This is a genomic window from Leclercia adecarboxylata (genome assembly GCF_006171285.1).
Classification (GTDB): domain Bacteria; phylum Pseudomonadota; class Gammaproteobacteria; order Enterobacterales; family Enterobacteriaceae; genus Enterobacter; species Enterobacter barmai.
Window position 1 is genome coordinate 3,253,873 of sequence record NZ_CP040889.1, and the last position, 16,531, is coordinate 3,270,403.

15 protein-coding genes are annotated in these 16,531 nt (G+C 58.5%); 12 read left to right on the forward strand and 3 right to left on the reverse strand.

Going from position 1 to position 16,531, the window contains the following annotated elements; translation table 11 throughout:
* Nucleotides 1-109: 109 nt before the first annotated feature.
* The 8 genes from yahO to pheP all read left to right on the forward strand — a co-directional run bounded on the left by yahO (nucleotide 110) and on the right by pheP (nucleotide 8,406).
* Nucleotides 110-385 (forward strand): DUF1471 family periplasmic protein YahO, encoded by a 276-nt coding sequence (gene yahO / locus FHN83_RS17290; RefSeq protein WP_039032574.1) that lies wholly within the window; start codon nucleotides 110-112, stop codon nucleotides 383-385.
* A gap of 59 nt (nucleotides 386-444) precedes the next feature.
* Complete coding sequence (locus FHN83_RS28625) at nucleotides 445-579, forward strand: hypothetical protein (protein ID WP_255296437.1); 135 nt, start codon at nucleotides 445-447, stop codon at nucleotides 577-579.
* A gap of 61 nt (nucleotides 580-640) precedes the next feature.
* Complete coding sequence (locus FHN83_RS28630) at nucleotides 641-769, forward strand: hypothetical protein (RefSeq protein WP_255296438.1); 129 nt, start codon at nucleotides 641-643, stop codon at nucleotides 767-769.
* Nucleotides 770-872: 103 nt separating this feature from the next.
* Entirely contained in the window at nucleotides 873-1,220 is a 348-nt protein-coding gene (locus FHN83_RS17295) for a hypothetical protein (RefSeq protein WP_039032573.1), read from the forward strand.
* Nucleotides 1,221-1,500: 280 nt separating this feature from the next.
* Nucleotides 1,501-2,583, forward strand: coding sequence for a YncE family protein (locus tag FHN83_RS17300; RefSeq protein WP_139564474.1), 1,083 nt, complete (start codon nucleotides 1,501-1,503; stop codon nucleotides 2,581-2,583).
* Between the two features lie 64 nt (nucleotides 2,584-2,647).
* On the forward strand, nucleotides 2,648-4,834 hold the full coding sequence (locus tag FHN83_RS17305; protein WP_139564475.1) for a TonB-dependent receptor: 2,187 nt from the start codon (nucleotides 2,648-2,650) through the stop codon (nucleotides 4,832-4,834).
* A 118-nt stretch (nucleotides 4,835-4,952) separates the two neighbouring features.
* The gene (locus tag FHN83_RS17310; RefSeq protein ID WP_139564476.1) at nucleotides 4,953-6,914 is read left to right on the forward strand and encodes a PhoX family protein; all 1,962 of its coding nucleotides are present in this window, start codon (nucleotides 4,953-4,955) and stop codon (nucleotides 6,912-6,914) included.
* Nucleotides 6,915-7,017: 103 nt separating this feature from the next.
* Nucleotides 7,018-8,406, forward strand: coding sequence for a phenylalanine transporter (gene pheP / locus FHN83_RS17315; RefSeq protein WP_039032570.1), 1,389 nt, complete (start codon nucleotides 7,018-7,020; stop codon nucleotides 8,404-8,406).
* Nucleotides 8,407-8,470: 64 nt separating this feature from the next.
* Here the strand turns inward: pheP and FHN83_RS17320 are convergent, their stop codons facing one another.
* Entirely contained in the window at nucleotides 8,471-8,770 is a 300-nt protein-coding gene (locus FHN83_RS17320) for a helix-turn-helix domain-containing protein (RefSeq protein ID WP_139564477.1), read from the reverse strand.
* A 404-nt stretch (nucleotides 8,771-9,174) separates the two neighbouring features.
* Here FHN83_RS17320 and FHN83_RS17325 point away from each other — a divergent pair, with 404 nt between their 5' ends.
* The 4 genes from FHN83_RS17325 to FHN83_RS17340 all read left to right on the forward strand — a co-directional run bounded on the left by FHN83_RS17325 (nucleotide 9,175) and on the right by FHN83_RS17340 (nucleotide 13,644).
* Nucleotides 9,175-10,413 carry an MFS transporter gene (locus FHN83_RS17325; protein ID WP_139564478.1) on the forward strand — a complete coding sequence of 413 codons (1,239 nt, stop codon included), beginning with the start codon at nucleotides 9,175-9,177 and terminating at the stop codon, nucleotides 10,411-10,413.
* Between the two features lie 14 nt (nucleotides 10,414-10,427).
* Nucleotides 10,428-11,453 (forward strand): sugar phosphate isomerase/epimerase family protein, encoded by a 1,026-nt coding sequence (locus FHN83_RS17330; protein ID WP_139564479.1) that lies wholly within the window; start codon nucleotides 10,428-10,430, stop codon nucleotides 11,451-11,453.
* On the forward strand, nucleotides 11,446-12,588 hold the full coding sequence (locus FHN83_RS17335; RefSeq protein WP_139564480.1) for a Gfo/Idh/MocA family protein: 1,143 nt from the start codon (nucleotides 11,446-11,448) through the stop codon (nucleotides 12,586-12,588). Before FHN83_RS17330 ends, FHN83_RS17335 begins: the two co-directional genes overlap by 8 nt.
* A gap of 75 nt (nucleotides 12,589-12,663) precedes the next feature.
* Nucleotides 12,664-13,644 carry a LacI family DNA-binding transcriptional regulator gene (locus tag FHN83_RS17340; RefSeq protein ID WP_138369673.1) on the forward strand — a complete coding sequence of 327 codons (981 nt, stop codon included), beginning with the start codon at nucleotides 12,664-12,666 and terminating at the stop codon, nucleotides 13,642-13,644.
* On the opposite strand, the gene FHN83_RS17345 is transcribed toward FHN83_RS17340, so the two are convergent.
* Complete coding sequence (locus FHN83_RS17345; RefSeq protein ID WP_039031570.1) at nucleotides 13,645-14,889, reverse strand: mechanosensitive ion channel family protein; 1,245 nt, start codon at nucleotides 14,887-14,889, stop codon at nucleotides 13,645-13,647. It lies immediately after the preceding gene.
* 67 nt (nucleotides 14,890-14,956) lie between these two features.
* Nucleotides 14,957-16,393 (reverse strand): MFS transporter, encoded by a 1,437-nt coding sequence (locus tag FHN83_RS17350; protein ID WP_139564481.1) that lies wholly within the window; start codon nucleotides 16,391-16,393, stop codon nucleotides 14,957-14,959.
* Between the last annotated feature and the right edge of the window lie 138 nt (nucleotides 16,394-16,531).

The window sequence follows — 16,531 nt, forward strand, 5'->3', positions numbered from 1 at the left end:
AACTCCCCGGAAACGTGGCTTTTCCTGCGCTTGTTCACCATGCTGATTAAACCTCACGCTATAGAGTGAGGCGATCGCTGCTCGTTTACTCATCACAAGGGATCAGGTTATGAAAAAGACGATTGCTGTTCTGCTGGGTACCGCCGTGTTGTTCACCTCCAGCGCTTTCGCTGCTGAATTGCTGACGCGGGAAGACTTTAAAAAAGTCGAAACGCAGTACACGAAAATTGGCACGGTTTCGACCTCTAACAAGGTGTCGGTTTCAGATGCAAAAAAGGAGTTGACGGAAAAAGCGGATAAAAAAGGTGCAGACGTACTGGTACTGACGTCGGGGCACACGGAAAACAAAATCCACGGCACCGCGGATATCTACAAGAAAAAATAATTCTGACGCCACCCCGTAGCGGGGTGGCGCAGCGCACACCCCGTATCTGGCGACCGTCCATGCTTTACTGGCTGGCAGGGGCGATTTTTTTACTCTCCTGCGCCGTGCTCTTTCCTGAAATAAAACAGGCTGAACCGGTATTTGTTGGCTATCACCTGACAGGTACGATTGACGGATGTGAGGTCTACCGATAAAAGCCAAAGAGCGTGGGCCTCGCTGTCGCAGCGCTATCCATTAAACTGCAAGAAAGGCAATGTGACCTATATCACCCTCAATCATGCTCAGCTTGGAATATCGGTGATTATCTTCGATCGCGCGCCGGAAAAACGCGAGGCGCGCTGCGAGTCTATTTTTTACAGGCAGCCCTATTATGATAATGAATAACAAAGCAATGCGCTGGAGCATTATTTTTCTGCTGGCCGTTTCCCCGCTGTTTGTTGCCGGGTATCTGCATTATTAGCGCAATAATTTTAGCTGCGAGACGCATGTGATTATTGTTGAACAGGGTGCGGTAATCGATACGGTAATGAACTTTTCGTTTAATAATGGGGGCGGGAGTTACGACGCATCAGGAGAGTATATCGAAGAGAATGCCCAGCCGGTGGCGATCAGTAATAAGGTAGGATTCAGTTACTGGCGCGAAGGAGACGAAACGATCATGGTCTCTGACGAAACCAACGTGCTGCCGAAGAAAAAATTAAATTACCTTTCTTATGTCCCGGATTTCTTTCAGCACCGGGAGCGGGGAATAAGACTGAATATCCTGCCTGCCAATGCGGACAGCTATTACTTTATCTACAGTAATTCCCCCGTCATATATTGCACCAGAGGATAATATCCCGCCATTAAAGGGTAATTTCTCACCCTTTTTTTACTTTGTTGCCCCTATTTACACTTGATCACAGATAGATAATGCGTATAGTTCTCATTCTCTTTAGTGTTTGTGGGCGCGAATGGACTTTCCCGCAGCAACAGTGAATGCATTTTTCACACGGAACACTGAGCGTTACGGGAGACGCTGCTCTGGCCTGACGGCCTGAATCCACAAACCTAATCGCAAAACATAAGCGACGCAGGCGTCCTCCTCACATTTTGCACGGTAAAGGATGTTCCTGATGACCAAAAAATTGTCCGCCCTGGCGCTGCTCGTGGCCGTCTCACTCAGCGGCTGCGCTGCACAGCACACCGCGACAACCGCACCCGCCGCTGACGCTCCGAAACCGGCCGCCCCTGCCCAGACCAACGTTGTAAAACGCGATCTGGCTGACGGCCTGTACGAAATGGTCCTGAGCCCGAAAGGGGACGCGCTGTACGTTGCCAGCTCGGAAGGCTTTAAGGATGTGCAGGGCGGGGTGGTGTATAAGCTCGATCCGGCGACCCTTAAAACCATTGGTCGCAGCCATACCGATCTAAAAAACTTCGCCCTCGCTATCTCCCCGGACGGTAAAACCGTTTATGCCACCAACTCGCTGGACGGCGGGATCAGCGCCATCAGCACCGAAGACGGCAAAATCAAAAAGCGCCTGCTGTTTACCGAGCGCAACAAAGAGGGCTACCCGTACGGCGCGCGTCAGGTTCTGCTGCATAACGACGTCCTGTACATCGGCGGCGTAGCCGATCCGGCGGTGATTTGGGTAGTGGATGCCAAAACCCTGACGCTGAAAAAAACCATCAAAAACGCGGGGCAGTGGGTCACCGGCCTGATGTGGTCTGAACAGACTCAGCGTATCTATGTGGCAAACGGCGGCGGTGAAATTCTGATTGTTAATCCTGAGCGCAACCGCATCGAAAAACGCTGGAAGCCGCTCGGGGATAAACCGGCCCTGCTGCTGAACCTGGCGGAAGATCCGGCCACCGGTCGCCTGTTCGTCACCGACAACTCAAAAGCCAAAACCACGCTGGTGCTGGATATCCACACCGGGGCGCTCGTTAAACAGCTCGATGTGGGCGATTCGCTGGCGGTGAAGTTCAACGCTAAGCGCAACGAGCTGTACATCACCCAGCGCGAAAGCGGCAAGCTGCTGAGCCTGGATGCCACGACCTATGCCGTGAAGCAGAGCTGGGATCTGCCGCCGAATCCGAACAGCCTGCTACTGTCGGCGGACGGTCAGACGTTGTACGTCACCGTGAAACAGGCGTTCAACAAAGATCACTCCACCAACGGGCCGGACAGCGTTGTCCGTATCGCCCTGAAATAGACGTTTTTATAACAATTAAGGCCCGGCAACGGGCCATTTTGCGCGAACTTTGAACGAGTTAATCATGAACAACACCGGAAAAATGAACAAAACGCTGCTGGCCCTCGCCATCGGCACGATCGCTCATTCCGCCGTCGCGGCGGAGAGCAAAAAAGAAGAGACCATCGTGGTGCAGTCCGCTGCCAGCGACTTCAAACCCGGCGGCGACCAGCTGGTACCGGCCTTCCTGGACGGCCAGGTTGCAAACGGCGGACGCATGGGGATGCTCGGTCAGCAAAATGCGATGGACGTGCCGTTTAATATCATCAGCTACACCTCTAAGCTGGTGGAAGATCAGCAGGCCCGCACCATTGCTGACGTGGTCGCAAACGATGCGGGCGTGCAGTCCGTGCAGGGCTACGGCAACAGCGCGGAGAGCTATCGCATTCGCGGTCTGAAGTTCGACGGAGACGACATGACCTTCGGCGGACTCTCCGGCGTGCTGCCGCGCCAGGTAGTGGACGCCCAGATGGTGGATCGCATTGAGATCTTCAAAGGCGCCAACTCCCTGATGAACGGCGCAGCCAGCTCCGGCGTGGGCGGGATGATCAACCTTGAGCCGAAACATGCGGGCGCTACGCCGCAGGCGAAAGTGGGCGTGGACTACACCTCCGATTCGCAGATTGGCACCACCCTGGATGCCGGTCGTCGCTTCGGCGATAACGACCAGTTTGGCGCCCGCGTCAACGTGGTTCACCGTGAAGGCGAGGCCCCGGTAGCCAACGATCGCCGCCGCACCACGCTGCTCTCCACCGGCCTGGACTATGCGGGCGATAAGTTCCGCAGCTCCGTGGACCTGGGTTATCAGATGAAAACCTTCCACGGCTCAGAAACCGGGGTCAATATCTCCGGCGTTGATTTCGTGCCCGAGCCGCCGAAAAACGATCGTAACTACTCGCAGAAATGGGCCTACAGCAACATCGAAAACGAATTCGGCATGTGGCGCAGCGAGTACGACATCACCGACAACTGGACGGCTTACACCGGTCTGGGTGCCCAGCACGCCCATGAAGAGGGGCTTTACAGCGGTGCGAAGCTGGTGGACAAGAGCGGCAAAGCCACCGCGTCGCGTCTCGATACCAACCGCATCAGCGACAGCGTGAGCGGCATGGCGGGCATCCGCGGTAACTTCGATACCGGTTTTGTGTCGCACAAGGTGAACGTCGGCTACTCAGCGATGAGCAAAAACGAGAAAATCGCCTGGAAGATGTCGGCCGCGAAGGATAACCCGGTCACCAACATTTATCACAATACCGGCGTGGATGCGCCGCCAAGCACTAACTTAAACGGCTCCGGCGGTAACTACAGCGATCCGCTGACCAGCGGCCGCACCCGCACTCAGGGCTGGCTGCTGAGCGACACCCTCGGGGTGCTGGATGACACCCTGCTGTTCACCGTTGGGGCCCGTCATCAGAAGGTGGTGATCCGCGGCTATAACAAAATCACCGGTCACGAAAACGAGGCGGACAGCTTCGACGGCAGCCGCTGGATGCCGACCTATGGCGTGGTCTACAAACCGTGGGAGACGGTATCGCTGTACGCCAACCACACCGAGGCGCTGCAGCCGGGTAAAACCGCGCCAAACACCGCCACCAACTACGGCCAGAGCACCGGGATCGTCCACTCTAAGCAGAACGAAGTGGGCGTGAAGGCCGATTTCGGTCGCGTTGGCGGCTCGCTGGCGCTGTTTGAGATCAAAATGCCGTTCGCCATTCTCGACAGCCAGACCAAACACTACGGTCTGGATGCCGAGCAGCGTAACCGCGGCGTGGAGCTGAACGTCTTTGGCGAGCCGGTGCTGGGCCTGCGTCTGAACGCCAGCGCCACCTGGCTGCAGGCGGAGCTGACCAAAACCAACAACGGCGTTAACCAGGGCAATGACGCCATTGGCGTCCCGAGCTTCTACGGCGTGCTGGGGGCAGAGTATGACATCAAGCCTGTCGACGGCCTGACCGCCACAGCCCGCGTAAACCACTCCGGCTCGCAGTATGCGGATCTCGCCAACAGCAAGAAACTGGACAGCTACACCACCCTGGATCTGGGCATGCGTTACCGCTTCGCGGTCAACAATGACCAGAACCAGATGACCGTTCGCGCCGGGATCGAAAACATCACCGACGAAAACTACTGGTCAAGCGTGGACGACGGCGGCACCTACCTGTTCCAGGGGGAGCCGCGCACCTTTAAGGTCTCTGTAGGCTACGAGTTCTGAGTTCGACCCTCGTTATCGGGGCAGGGATGCCCCCCTTCTGACTGTTATAAAAATGTAATCAATTGTACTTATAGTGTTCCCACTTTATCGTTTCTTAGCCTGAAGAAAGGAAGCCATTGTGGGTAAACCTCTTAAGTCCGTATTCAAAAAAGAACATCGCGACGATGTCAGCAATTCCAGCGCTAACCCGGTCTTTTCCAGCGTGCTCTCCCGCCGCCGTTTCCTGCAGATGGGCGCCATTGCCGGTGCCGCCGCCTCTTTCCCGTTCCTGCTTAAGTCTGAAAACGCCCTGGCCGCGGTTTCCCGGCCTTCAGCCCTGAGCAAGGCGGTCGCGCTCGGCTTTACCAGCATTCCGGTGTCGACTGACGATACGGTCAGGGTGCCCGAGGGCTACGTCGCGCGTCCTTTCTACCGCTGGGGTGATGCCACCGGCATTAAGGGCGCAATGCCGGACTTCAAATTTGACGCCAGCAACACCACCGACGAACAGGCAGCACAGGCGGGCATGCACCATGACGGCATGGCGTGGTTTAGCCTGCCGCAGGGGGAAGAGAACCCCGGCCACGGCCTGCTGGCGATGAACCATGAGTACATCGACAACGGCATGCTCTTTAGCGACGGCACCGCCAACTGGAGCCTGGATAAAGCGCGTAAAGGCCAGAACGCCATGGGCGTGTCGGTTATCGAAGTGAAAAAGAACGGCAGCGACTGGGAGGTGGTGCGTCCTTCCGGCTTTGCCCGCCGCATCACGGTCAACACACCGATGCAGCTCACCGGTCCGGCGCGTCAGCAGGACTTAATGAAAACCGCCGCCGATCCGCAGGGTGAGCGGGTGCTCGGCACCATGCAAAACTGCGCCAACGGCCACACGCCGTGGGGCACCTACCTGACCTGCGAAGAGAACTGGTCGGATATTTTCGTCAAGAAAGGCGAACGTAACGCGCTGGAGAAGCGCTATGGCATCAGCGACAGCGATGAGTCCTACCGCTGGAGCGAAGTGGACGACAGGTTCAGCGTCGATAAAACCCCTAACGAGCCGAACCGCTTTGGCTGGGTAGTGGAAATCGATCCCTACAACCCGGACTCCACGCCGCGCAAACACACCGCGCTGGGGCGCTTCAAGCATGAAGGCGCCGCCGTCACCCTGGCCGCCGACAAGCGCGTGGTCACCTACATGGGCGACGACCAGAAGTTTGAGTACATCTACAAATTTGTCTCCGACAACAAATACAATCCGGCCGATCGCGCCGCCAATATGCAGCTGCTGACCGCCGGCACGCTCTACGTCGCCCGATTCAACGACGACGGCTCCGGCGAGTGGCTGCCGCTGGTCTTCGGCCAGAACGGGCTGGACAAGAGCAAAGGCTTCGAAAGCCAGGGCGATCTGCTGATCAAAACCCGCCTGGCGGCCGATGCGGTGGGGGCCACCAAAATGGACAGGCCGGAGTGGATTGCGGTCGATCCGCACGCCAGCGGCAGCGTTTACTGCACTCTGACCAACAACAGCGATCGCGGCAAAGAGGGCAAAGCGCCGGTGGACGCGGCCAACCCGCGAGCCAGTAATGCCTTCGGCCACATCATGCACTGGCACGAAGAGGGTGAAGATCCGGCGGCGTTACGCTTCAAATGGGACATCCTGGTGCTGGCCGGGCGCACGGACACCGCGGATGAGAAGGCGAAGGGCAGCATGAAGGGGGCCGAATTTGGCAGCCCGGACGGCCTGTCGTTCGACCATCAGGGCGTGCTGTGGATCCAGACCGACGTCTCCTCCAGCACCATTAATAAGAAAGCCTACGAGGGAATGGGCAATAACCAGATGGTGGCGACCATTCCGGGCACCAACGAGTACCGCCGTTTCCTGACGGGCCCGCGCGGGTGCGAAATCACCGGCATCGCGTTCACGCCGGACAACCGCACGCTGTTTATCAACATTCAGCATCCGGGCGAGGGTGGGGACGACATTACCGACCCGGCAAACCCGCGCGTCGTCTCCAACTGGCCGGACAATAACCCGAACGGACGCCCCCGCGCCTCGACGGTGGTCATCACCAGAGCGGACGGCGGCATTATCGGGTCGTGATCCGCTCGCACCGGGCAGCAACCGCTGCCCGGCGTTTAACTTGCTCCCGTCTGTCTGAAGTGTTAAAAGGTGCCCCTTCCATAGAAAGAGACAGGGCCAGGCCGTGAGAAACGCCTCATCCGCTTCAGATAAAAGTGTTGCTGAAGCCGCGTCGGAACAGACACCGACGCTCCACCGTGGTTTACAGAACCGCCATATTCAACTTATCGCCCTCGGCGGCGCAATTGGTACCGGGCTGTTCCTCGGTATCGGGCCCGCCATTCAGATGGCCGGTCCCGCCGTGCTGCTGGGTTATGCCATTGCGGGCATTATTGCCTTTCTGATCATGCGCCAGCTCGGGGAGATGGTGGTTGAAGAGCCGGTGTCCGGCTCCTTCGCCCATTTCGCCTACAAATACTGGGGCCCGTTCGCCGGGTTCCTCTCCGGCTGGAACTACTGGGTGATGTTCGTGCTGGTGGGGATGGCGGAGCTGACCGCCGCAGGGATCTACATGCAGTACTGGCTGCCGGACGTACCGACCTGGGTCTGGGCGGCGGTGTTCTTCATCATCATCAACGCCGTTAACCTGGTGAACGTGCGCCTGTACGGTGAGACGGAGTTCTGGTTTGCCCTGATCAAGGTGCTGGCGATTATCGGCATGATCGGCTTTGGCCTGTGGATGCTCTTCACCGACCACGGCGGCGAGCGGGCGACCATCGACAACCTGTGGCAGCACGGCGGCTTCCTCGCTACCGGCTGGAAAGGGCTGGTGCTCTCCCTGGCGGTGATCATGTTCTCCTTTGGCGGGCTGGAGCTTATCGGTATTACCGCCGCCGAAGCCCGGGATCCGCATAAAAGCATCCCGAAAGCGGTCAACCAGGTGGTGTACCGTATTCTGCTGTTCTATATCGGTTCGCTGGTGGTTCTGCTGGCGCTCTACCCGTGGGTGGAAGTGAAATCTGACAGCAGTCCGTTTGTGATGATTTTCCACGATCTGAACAGCAACCTGGTGGCCTCTGCGCTGAACTTCGTGATTCTGGTGGCGTCGCTGTCGGTCTATAACAGCGGCGTCTACTCCAACAGCCGGATGCTGTTTGGCCTCTCCGTGCAGGGCAACGCACCGAAGTTTCTGACCCGCGTCAGCCGTCGCGGCGTGCCGGTGAACTCGCTCCTGCTCTCCGGGGGCATTACCTCGCTGGTGGTGCTGATCAACTACCTGCTGCCGCACGAAGCCTTTGGCCTGCTGATGGCGCTGGTGGTAGCAACATTGCTGCTGAACTGGATCATGATCTGCCTGGCACACCTGCGTTTTCGCGCTGCGATGCGCCGCAAAGGGCGCGAGACGCAGTTCAAAGCGCTGCTCTATCCGGCGGGTAACTACCTCTGTATCGCTTTCCTGGCGATGATCCTGGTGCTGATGTGCACCATGGACGGCATGCGCACCTCGGCAATTCTGCTTCCGGTGTGGATTCTGTTCCTGTTTGCGGCGTTTAAGCTGTCGCGCAAGAAGTAGTCGGCTATTGCCCGGTGGCGCAGCGCTTACCGGGCATAAATGCGAGCACAATGCCGCACATTGTTCAAAAATGAAACGCGACCCGCTTTCCTGTTGGAAGGATCACATCAATGCTCACTTCACCGCCCAAAGCCGTGACATAGCGCTTAAGGGTGGAGAGGCGCGGATCGTTATCCGGTTGCTCAATCTTCGCAACGGTAGGCTGTTTAACCCCCATCGCGGCGGCAAGCTCCGTTTGCGAAATATTGAGCTCTTCGCGAAGTTGATTCAGCGCGACAATAATTCGCAGTTCCTCAACCTTTGCGGCTATCCGCTCCTGACTCTCTTCACTCTGCTGGGCCATGAGTTCTTTTAACGTTGCCATTTGGCCTCCTGATTTGCCAGATATTTGCTGAATTCAGCGTCAGCTATGGCGATCATCTGTTTGTAGAATCGCTTTTCAACTTTATAGCCTTTTGGCTATAGGGAATACAGCTTAAAGATTAGAATTACAACCGCCCGGCGGCGCTGCGCTTGCACGGGCCTACGGTTTGTGCGGTTTGATGCCCGGTGGCGCTCTAAATATTCGCACGGACGATCCCCTCGCCCCTTTGGGGAGAGGGTTAGGGTGAGGGGAAGCACCACCCGGCATCTCCCCGCACCCAACTTCACCTTTATCGTGACCCCCCTCCCACTTCTTAATCGATCCCCAGGATCTTTGTTTTGTAATCGATTACTTTTCATTTGATACGGTTTGTAATCGATTACTTTTTAAGGGTGGGGCTGATCATGGTGTCAACAACTGAAAGTAGTGGAAAGGTGATAGGGCAGCACCGGATGCTGGTGCCGCGCCTGTCGCTGATGATGTTTCTGCAGTTCTTTATCTGGGGGAGCTGGTCGGTCACCCTCGGTCTGGTGATGACCCAGCACAACATGTCATTGCTGATTGGCGATGCGTTCTCCGCCGGGCCAATCGCCTCTATTTTATCGCCATTTGTGCTCGGCATGCTGGTGGACCGCTTCTTCGCCTCGCAAAAGGTGATGGCGGTGATGCACCTTGCAGGGGCTGCGATCCTCTGGTTCGTTCCGGGCGCGCTGATGGCGGAAAACGGCGCGCTGCTGATCGGCCTGCTGTTTGGCTACACCCTCTGCTACATGCCGACCCTGGCGCTGACCAACAATATCGCCTTCCACAGCCTGGCGAATGTCGATAAAACCTTCCCGGTGGTTCGCGTGTTCGGCACCATCGGCTGGATTGTGGCGGGGATTTTTATCGGCGTCACCGGTGTCGCCGCAAGCGTCACCATCTTCCACGTCGCAGCGGCCAGCTCCGTCCTGCTGGCGCTCTATAGCCTGACGCTGCCGCACACGCCAGCGCTCGCCAAAGGCATGCCGGTTAAGATGCGCGATCTCTTCTGCGCCGACGCCTTTGCTCTGCTGAAAACCCGGCACTTCTTTATCTTCTGCCTGTGCGCGATGCTGATCTCCGTCCCGCTGGGCACCTACTACGCTTACACCGCGTCCTACCTGGCGGATGCCGGGATCGCGGATGTCAGTACCGCCATGTCCTTCGGCCAGATGTCCGAAATCTTCTTTATGCTGGTGATCCCGCTGCTGTTCCGCCGCCTGGGCGTGAAGTACATGCTGCTGATCGGCATGCTGGCGTGGTTTGTCCGTTACGCGATGTTTGCCCTCGGCGTGAGCGAAGAGGGACGCATTCTGCTCTATCTCGGCATCCTGCTGCACGGCGTGTGCTATGACTTCTTCTTTGTGGTGGGCTTTATCTACACCGACCGCGTCGCGGGCGATAAGGTAAAAGGCCAGGCGCAGAGCATGATCGTGATGTTCACCTACGGCATCGGCATGCTGCTGGGCTCACAGATTTCTGGCGCGCTGTACAACCGCCTGGTGGCGGGGCAGACCGTTCCTCAGGCCTGGGTCACCTTCTGGTGGATCCCGGCGGTGGCGGCTGCGGTCATCGCGCTTGTTTTCCTCGTCTCGTTCAAATATGACGACGACAAGGCGTAATTACTGGAGGTGGTATGAGGACGATTAAAGGCCCGGGCATTTTTCTGTCGCAGTTTATCGGCGGGCAACCGCCGTTTAACACCCTCGACGGGCTGGCAGGCTGGGCGGCGGAAAAGGGCTATAAAGCGCTGCAAATTCCCTGCAACCATAAAGCGATTTTTGACGTGGAGCAGGCGGCGGAAAGCCAGACCTACTGCGATGAGATAAGCGGCAGGCTGGCGGAGAAGGGGCTGGTCATCAGCGAGCTCTCCACCCATCTTGAAGGGCAGCTGATCGCCGTCAATCCGGCCTACGACGACGCCTTTGATAACTTCGCCCCGCAGGCGGTGCGCGGCAACGCGGCCGCCCGCCAGGCATGGGCTACCGATATCGTGAAAAAGGCGGCGCTGGCCTCGGCCCGCCTCGGGCTCACCGCCCACGCCACCTTCTCCGGATCGCTGGCCTGGCCGTTTATGTACCCCTGGCCGCCGCATAACGAGGCGCGTTTCGAGGAGGCGTTCAGCGAACTGGCCCGCCGCTGGCGGCCGGTTCTGGATATCTTCGACGAGCAGGGGGTGAACGTCTGCTATGAGATCCACCCCGGGGAAGATCTGCACGACGGCGTCACCTTTGAGCGTTTCCTGGCGCTGGTGGGCAACCACCCGCGCTGCAACATCCTCTACGATCCGAGCCACCTGCTGCTGCAGCAGATCGATTATCTGAGCTATATCGATCACTACCACACCCGCATCAAGGCGTTTCACGTGAAGGATGCCGAGTACCGCCCCAACGGGCGTAGCGGAGTCTATGGCGGGTATCAGAGCTGGATCAACCGCGCCGGACGCTTCCGCTCGCCGGGCGACGGGCAGATCGACTTCAAGGGCATCTTCAGCAAGCTGACCCAGTACGACTACGACGGCTGGGCAGTGCTGGAGTGGGAGTGTTGCCTGAAGGATGGCGACACCGGGGCGCGGGAAGGGCGCGAGTTTATCTCCCGCCACATTATTCCGGTCTCCGATCGGGCGTTTGACGATTTCGCCGCAGGAGAACTTCATGATTAACGTCGGCATTATCGGCAGCGGCTTTATCGGCCCGGCGCACATCGAAGCCCTGCGCCGTCTCGGCTTTGTGCAGGTCGTCGCCCTGTGCGACGGCTCGCTGGAACAGGCGCAAGAGAAGGCCCGGGCGCTCAATATTCCCCACGCTTACGGCAGCGTGGACGAGCTGCTGGCCCACCCGGATCTGCACGTGGTGCATAACTGCACCCCGAACCATCTGCATGCGGCGATCAACCGCCAGATCCTGCGAGCCGGGAAGCATCTCTTCTCTGAAAAGCCGCTGTGCATGACCCCGGACGAGGCGCGGGAGCTGGTGGCGCTGGCGGAGCAGGCGGGGGTGGTACACGGCGTAAGCTTTGTTTATCGCCAGTTTGCGATGGTTCGCCAGGCGGCGAGCATGGTGGAGGCGGGCAGCCTCGGACGGCTGTTTGCCGCCCACGGCAGCTATCTTCAGGACTGGATGCTGCTGGAAACCGACTACAACTGGCGGGTCGACGCCGCGCTCGGAGGGGCATCGCGGGCGGTGGCCGATATCGGCTCCCACTGGTGCGACACTATCCAGTTTATAACCGGGCGGCGCATCGTCGAGGTGATGGCCGATCTCTCGGTCGTCTGGCCGACCCGCAAGGCCAACGTGGCCGGGAATCAGACCTTCAGCCAGGCGGGCGAGGCGGTGTATGAGGACAAACCGGTCACCACCGAGGATTTCGGCTCGGTGCTGTTCCGCTTTGAGGATGGCAGCAAGGGCAGCTTTAACGTCTCGCAGGTGAGCGCCGGACGTAAAAACCGCCTCAGCCTTGAGGTGAACGGCAGCGACTGTTCCCTGGCCTGGGATCAGGAGGTGCCGCAGCAGCTGTGGGTGGGCCATCGGGCGCAGGCCAATCAGACGCTGACGGACGATCCGGGCCTGATGAACCAAGATGTGGCATACAGCGCCCACTTCCCCGGCGGACACATTGAAGGCTGGCCGGATGCCTTCAAAAACATGATGGCGCAGTTCTATCGCGCGGTGCAGGCGGGCAGGATGCCGGAGAAGCCGGTGTTTGCCACCTTCCATGACGGGGCGAACGTGATGTACATCATTGATGCCATTGTGAAAAGCCATCAGCAGCAGCGCTGGGTCGCCGTCGCGCAGTAACACCTTGCCCGGTGCGCCGGGCAACGCATTTATGGTAGCCTGCTGCTAACGCAAAATGCAGGATCACTCGTCGCTATGTCAATTCAGAAAATCGCCCAACTGGCGGGCGTCTCGGTGGCGACGGTATCGCGCGTGCTGAATAACAGCGATACCGTCAAAGCCAAAAACCGCGATCGCGTCTTGCAGGCGATTAAAGAGGCTAACTATCAGCCCAATCTTCTGGCCCGTCAGCTGCGAACGTCGCGCAGCTATATGGTGCTGGTGATGGTCTCCAACATTGCCAACCCGTTCTGCGCCGAAGTGGTGAAGGGCATTGAGGAGCAGGCGGAGAAAAACGGCTACCGCATCCTGCTGTGTAATTCCGGCTCCGACATTGAACGCTCCCGCTCGGGGCTCAGCCTGCTCACCGGCAAAATGGTCGACGGCATTATCACCATGGACGCCTTCTCCCGGCTCACCGAACTGGCGGCGCTGATTGGCGATGCCCCCTGGGTGCAGTGCGCCGAATACGCCGACGCGGGCGCGGTCTCCTGCGTCGGGATTAACGACGTCGATGCTTCCCAGCATGTGGTCAGCCACCTGGCGGACGGCGGGCGTCAGCGGATCGCGCTGATCAACCATGACCTGAGCTACAAATATGCCCGTCTGCGCGAGCGGGGGTATAAAAGCGTGCTGCACCTGCGCGACCTGTCATATCAGGCGGTGGAGTATGCCAGCGATCTGAGCGCCGCCGCAGGCAAAGCGGCGATGCGCAAACTGCTGGCCGCCGAACCGCGCCCGGATGCGGTCTTTGCCGTCTCCGATACCCTGGCCGCGGGCGCGCTGCGCGCGATTGAAGAGGCGGGGCTGCGCGTGCCGCAGGATATTGCCGTAGCCGGGTTCGACGGCACGGAGCTCTCCGGGATGGTTTCGCCGCCGCTCAGCACCATCGAGCAGCCGTCGCGGGATATCGGGCGCAAGGCGGTCGATCTGCTGCTGAATAAAATCGACAACCCCGACGCCCCTGCCGAGCGGGTAATGATGAACTGGCGCTTTATTTCCCGCGCCAGCACCTGATTATTTCGCCAGCGCGCCTGCCAGGGAGCGAATATCGTTCCCGGTTGGCGACTGGTGAATACGCAGGCCGAATTCATCGATCACCGCAAAAATATGATCGAAGATATCGGCCTGAATCTCCTCATATTCCGCCCAGATCACCGTGTTGGTAAAGGCATATATTTCTATCGGCAGACCGTTGGCGTCTGGCGCTAACTGGCGCACCATTAAGGTCATATCCTTGCGGATATTCGGATGGTTGCGCAGATATTCATTCAGGTAAGCGCGGAAGGTGCCAATATTGGTCATCTTACGCAGGTTCAGCACCGATTCCCCTTCACCATTCTGCTGATTCCACAGCGTAATTTCCTCATGGCGTGTGACCATATAAGGTTTAAGCAGCTTCGCCTGAATCAGCTGCCGCTGCTCCTGTTCGTCGAGAAAATGAACGCTGGTGGTGTCGATATTCAGGCTGCGCTTGATGCGCCGACCGCCGGAGGCCGACATCCCGCTCCAGTTAATAAAAGCATCGGACACCAGCGCCCAGGTGGGAATGGTGGTGATGGTATTATCAAAATTGCGCACCTTTACGGTGGTCAGGCCAATGTCAGTTACCGTGCCGTTAGCGCCGTATTTCGGCATCTCCAGCCAGTCGCCGAGCTTGAGCATATCGTTTGCCGACAGCTGGATACCGGCGACCAGCCCCAGAACCGGGTCTTTGAATACCAGCATTAACACCGCCGCCATCGCACCCAGGCCGCTAATCAGAATGGCAGGGGACTGACCAATCAGCAGGGAGATAATCAGGATGCCAACCAGAATGGCGCTCACCAGCTTAATGCCCTGGAAAATCCCTTTCAGCGGCAGCTGCGAGGCGGTAGCCATCTTTTGTGACAGATTGAAAACGACGTCCAGCAGCGAGAAAAAGGTGAGCAGGGCATATACCATCGTCCACAGTTTCGCGCAGGTGGTTAATAATTCCGCCGCGTCGCTGCCGCTTTGCAGCCACAGCTTCGCCTGGATGTTGACGATTATCCCCTGCAGCGTAAAGGCCAGACGGTAAAATAATTTATTCTGGGTAATGATCTGTAGCCATAAATGGCTACTGGCGCGGGCGCGTTTTTCAAATGCCCGCAAAACGACTTTATGTAATATAAAATGAATAATGAGTGCAGTCAGAAAGATAAGTCCAAAAATAATCACCAGGCTGGTAGTGTGATTAATTTCAATACCTGACTCTTCGACCAGGGAAATAAACTCCTGCATAACGTCTCCTGTATTAAAGCAGCCGCCATAATGGCGACTGCGGAACCGTTTTGCAAATTCGCGAGGCTTATTTAGCGGCCTGACAGGCCTTCACCACCGGCAGGCTCAGGCGATGGCGCAGCCGCAGGGTGGCCAGCGCCAGCACGATCATCATCCCCGTTTCCACCCCCAGGAAGACGTTGATCGCCCGGGCGTAATCCCCGTGATGGCTGTGCAGGGCGTGGAGCAAAATCGCGCCAAATATTGCCGGACCAAGGCCGAGCGCCGCCTGCTGCAGGGTGCTGAGGATCGCGCTGGCGGCCCCGGCGTCGTCGGGCTGAATATCGCGCATCCCGATACGGTAGAAGCTGTTCACAATCAACGCCTGGCCGTAGCCCACCAGCCCGGTGGCCGGGGCCAGGGTCAGGGCGGTGTTGTCCATTCCCCAGACGCGGAAGGTGGCGATCAGCGCCAGCAGGCCGGTTATCTGGATTGCCAGCCCGGTCAGCAAAATGGTGCTGGTGCTGTAGCGGGCAATCAGGCGCGGAGCGAACCATGCCGAGACGAAATAGGTTACGCCGAGGGCAATAAAACTGTTCCCGGACTGCCACGGGGCCATTCCCAGCCCGGTTTGCATGGTCAGCGCCATGCAGAACATAAACCCGGACCAGACGCTGAAAAAGAGCATCGCAATCAGCACGCCGAAACGGATGCTGCCGAGCTGCATTAAGCGCGGCGGGATCAGCGGGTGGGCACCCTCCCGCTCTTTTTTACGCGCGTTCAGCGCCATTAACCAGGCCAGCGGGATAATGGCGAGCAGCATTACCTGCAGCGGCCACGACCAGTGCCACTGCGGCCCCAGCGCCATCGGGAACAGCAGGCAGCAGAGGATCGCCGCCAGCAGCGCGGTACCCTGCCAGTCAATGCGCGACGGGGTATCGCGACGGGTCTCCGGCACAAAGCGGCGGCTCAGGGTCAGCACCAGCAGACAGATCGGCACGTTGATAAAGAAGGCGTTGCGCCAGCCCAGCCCGGCGATATCCGCTGATACCAGCCAGCCGCCGCCCATCTGCCCGACGATAAAGGCAATCCCGCCGATACCGCCAAACAGGCTGATGGCTTTGGCATGGGCGGTGCCTTTCAGGGTGACGTGAAGGGTGGCAAGAATTTGCGGCACGATCAGCGCTGCCCCGGCCCCCTGCACGATGCGCGCGGCCAGCAGTTGCTCGATGTTGCCCGCCATTCCGCACAGCAGCGAGGCCAGACCAAAGCTCGCGACGCCCCACATAAACAGACGACGGCGACCGAGGTTATCCCCCAGCTTGCTGCCGAGCGCCAGGCAGACGGCGAAGGCCACGCCGTAAAGGGCCACAATCAGCTCCAGCTCGGTGGCGGTGGAATGCAGCGAATGGGTGATGGAATCCAGCGCCACGTTGGTGATCGAGGTATCAATCAGCGGCAGCATCTGGCCGGTTAACAGCAATATCAGGCCTGCTCGGCCCGGTGAAACAACTGACGTATTCATGGTGACTCCATTGCGTCAAACAGCGGATGGCCGTAGCATCAACCATCTGATAAACGGGTACCAGTTCTTGCTTATACTGGTACTGGCACTACCATGCAGGGGGCAATATGGCGCTGATGTCTGAACCCGTCACCTCAC

Excerpts from the sequence above, each read along its gene's own strand:
- yahO (WP_039032574.1), top strand. The coding sequence starts at position 110 with ATGAAAAAGACGATTGCTGTTCTGCTGGGTACCGCCGTGTTGTTCACC.
- FHN83_RS28625 (WP_255296437.1), top strand. The coding sequence starts at position 445 with ATGCTTTACTGGCTGGCAGGGGCGATTTTTTTACTCTCCTGCGCCGTG.
- FHN83_RS17300 (WP_139564474.1), top strand. The coding sequence starts at position 1,501 with ATGACCAAAAAATTGTCCGCCCTGGCGCTGCTCGTGGCCGTCTCACTC.
- FHN83_RS17305 (WP_139564475.1), top strand. The coding sequence starts at position 2,648 with ATGAACAACACCGGAAAAATGAACAAAACGCTGCTGGCCCTCGCCATC.
- FHN83_RS17320 (WP_139564477.1), bottom strand. The coding sequence starts at position 8,770 with ATGGCAACGTTAAAAGAACTCATGGCCCAGCAGAGTGAAGAGAGTCAG.
- FHN83_RS17325 (WP_139564478.1), top strand. The coding sequence starts at position 9,175 with ATGGTGTCAACAACTGAAAGTAGTGGAAAGGTGATAGGGCAGCACCGG.
- FHN83_RS17330 (WP_139564479.1), top strand. The coding sequence starts at position 10,428 with ATGAGGACGATTAAAGGCCCGGGCATTTTTCTGTCGCAGTTTATCGGC.
- FHN83_RS17335 (WP_139564480.1), top strand. The coding sequence starts at position 11,446 with ATGATTAACGTCGGCATTATCGGCAGCGGCTTTATCGGCCCGGCGCAC.
- FHN83_RS17340 (WP_138369673.1), top strand. The coding sequence starts at position 12,664 with ATGTCAATTCAGAAAATCGCCCAACTGGCGGGCGTCTCGGTGGCGACG.
- FHN83_RS17345 (WP_039031570.1), bottom strand. The coding sequence starts at position 14,889 with ATGCAGGAGTTTATTTCCCTGGTCGAAGAGTCAGGTATTGAAATTAAT.
- FHN83_RS17350 (WP_139564481.1), bottom strand. The coding sequence starts at position 16,393 with ATGAATACGTCAGTTGTTTCACCGGGCCGAGCAGGCCTGATATTGCTG.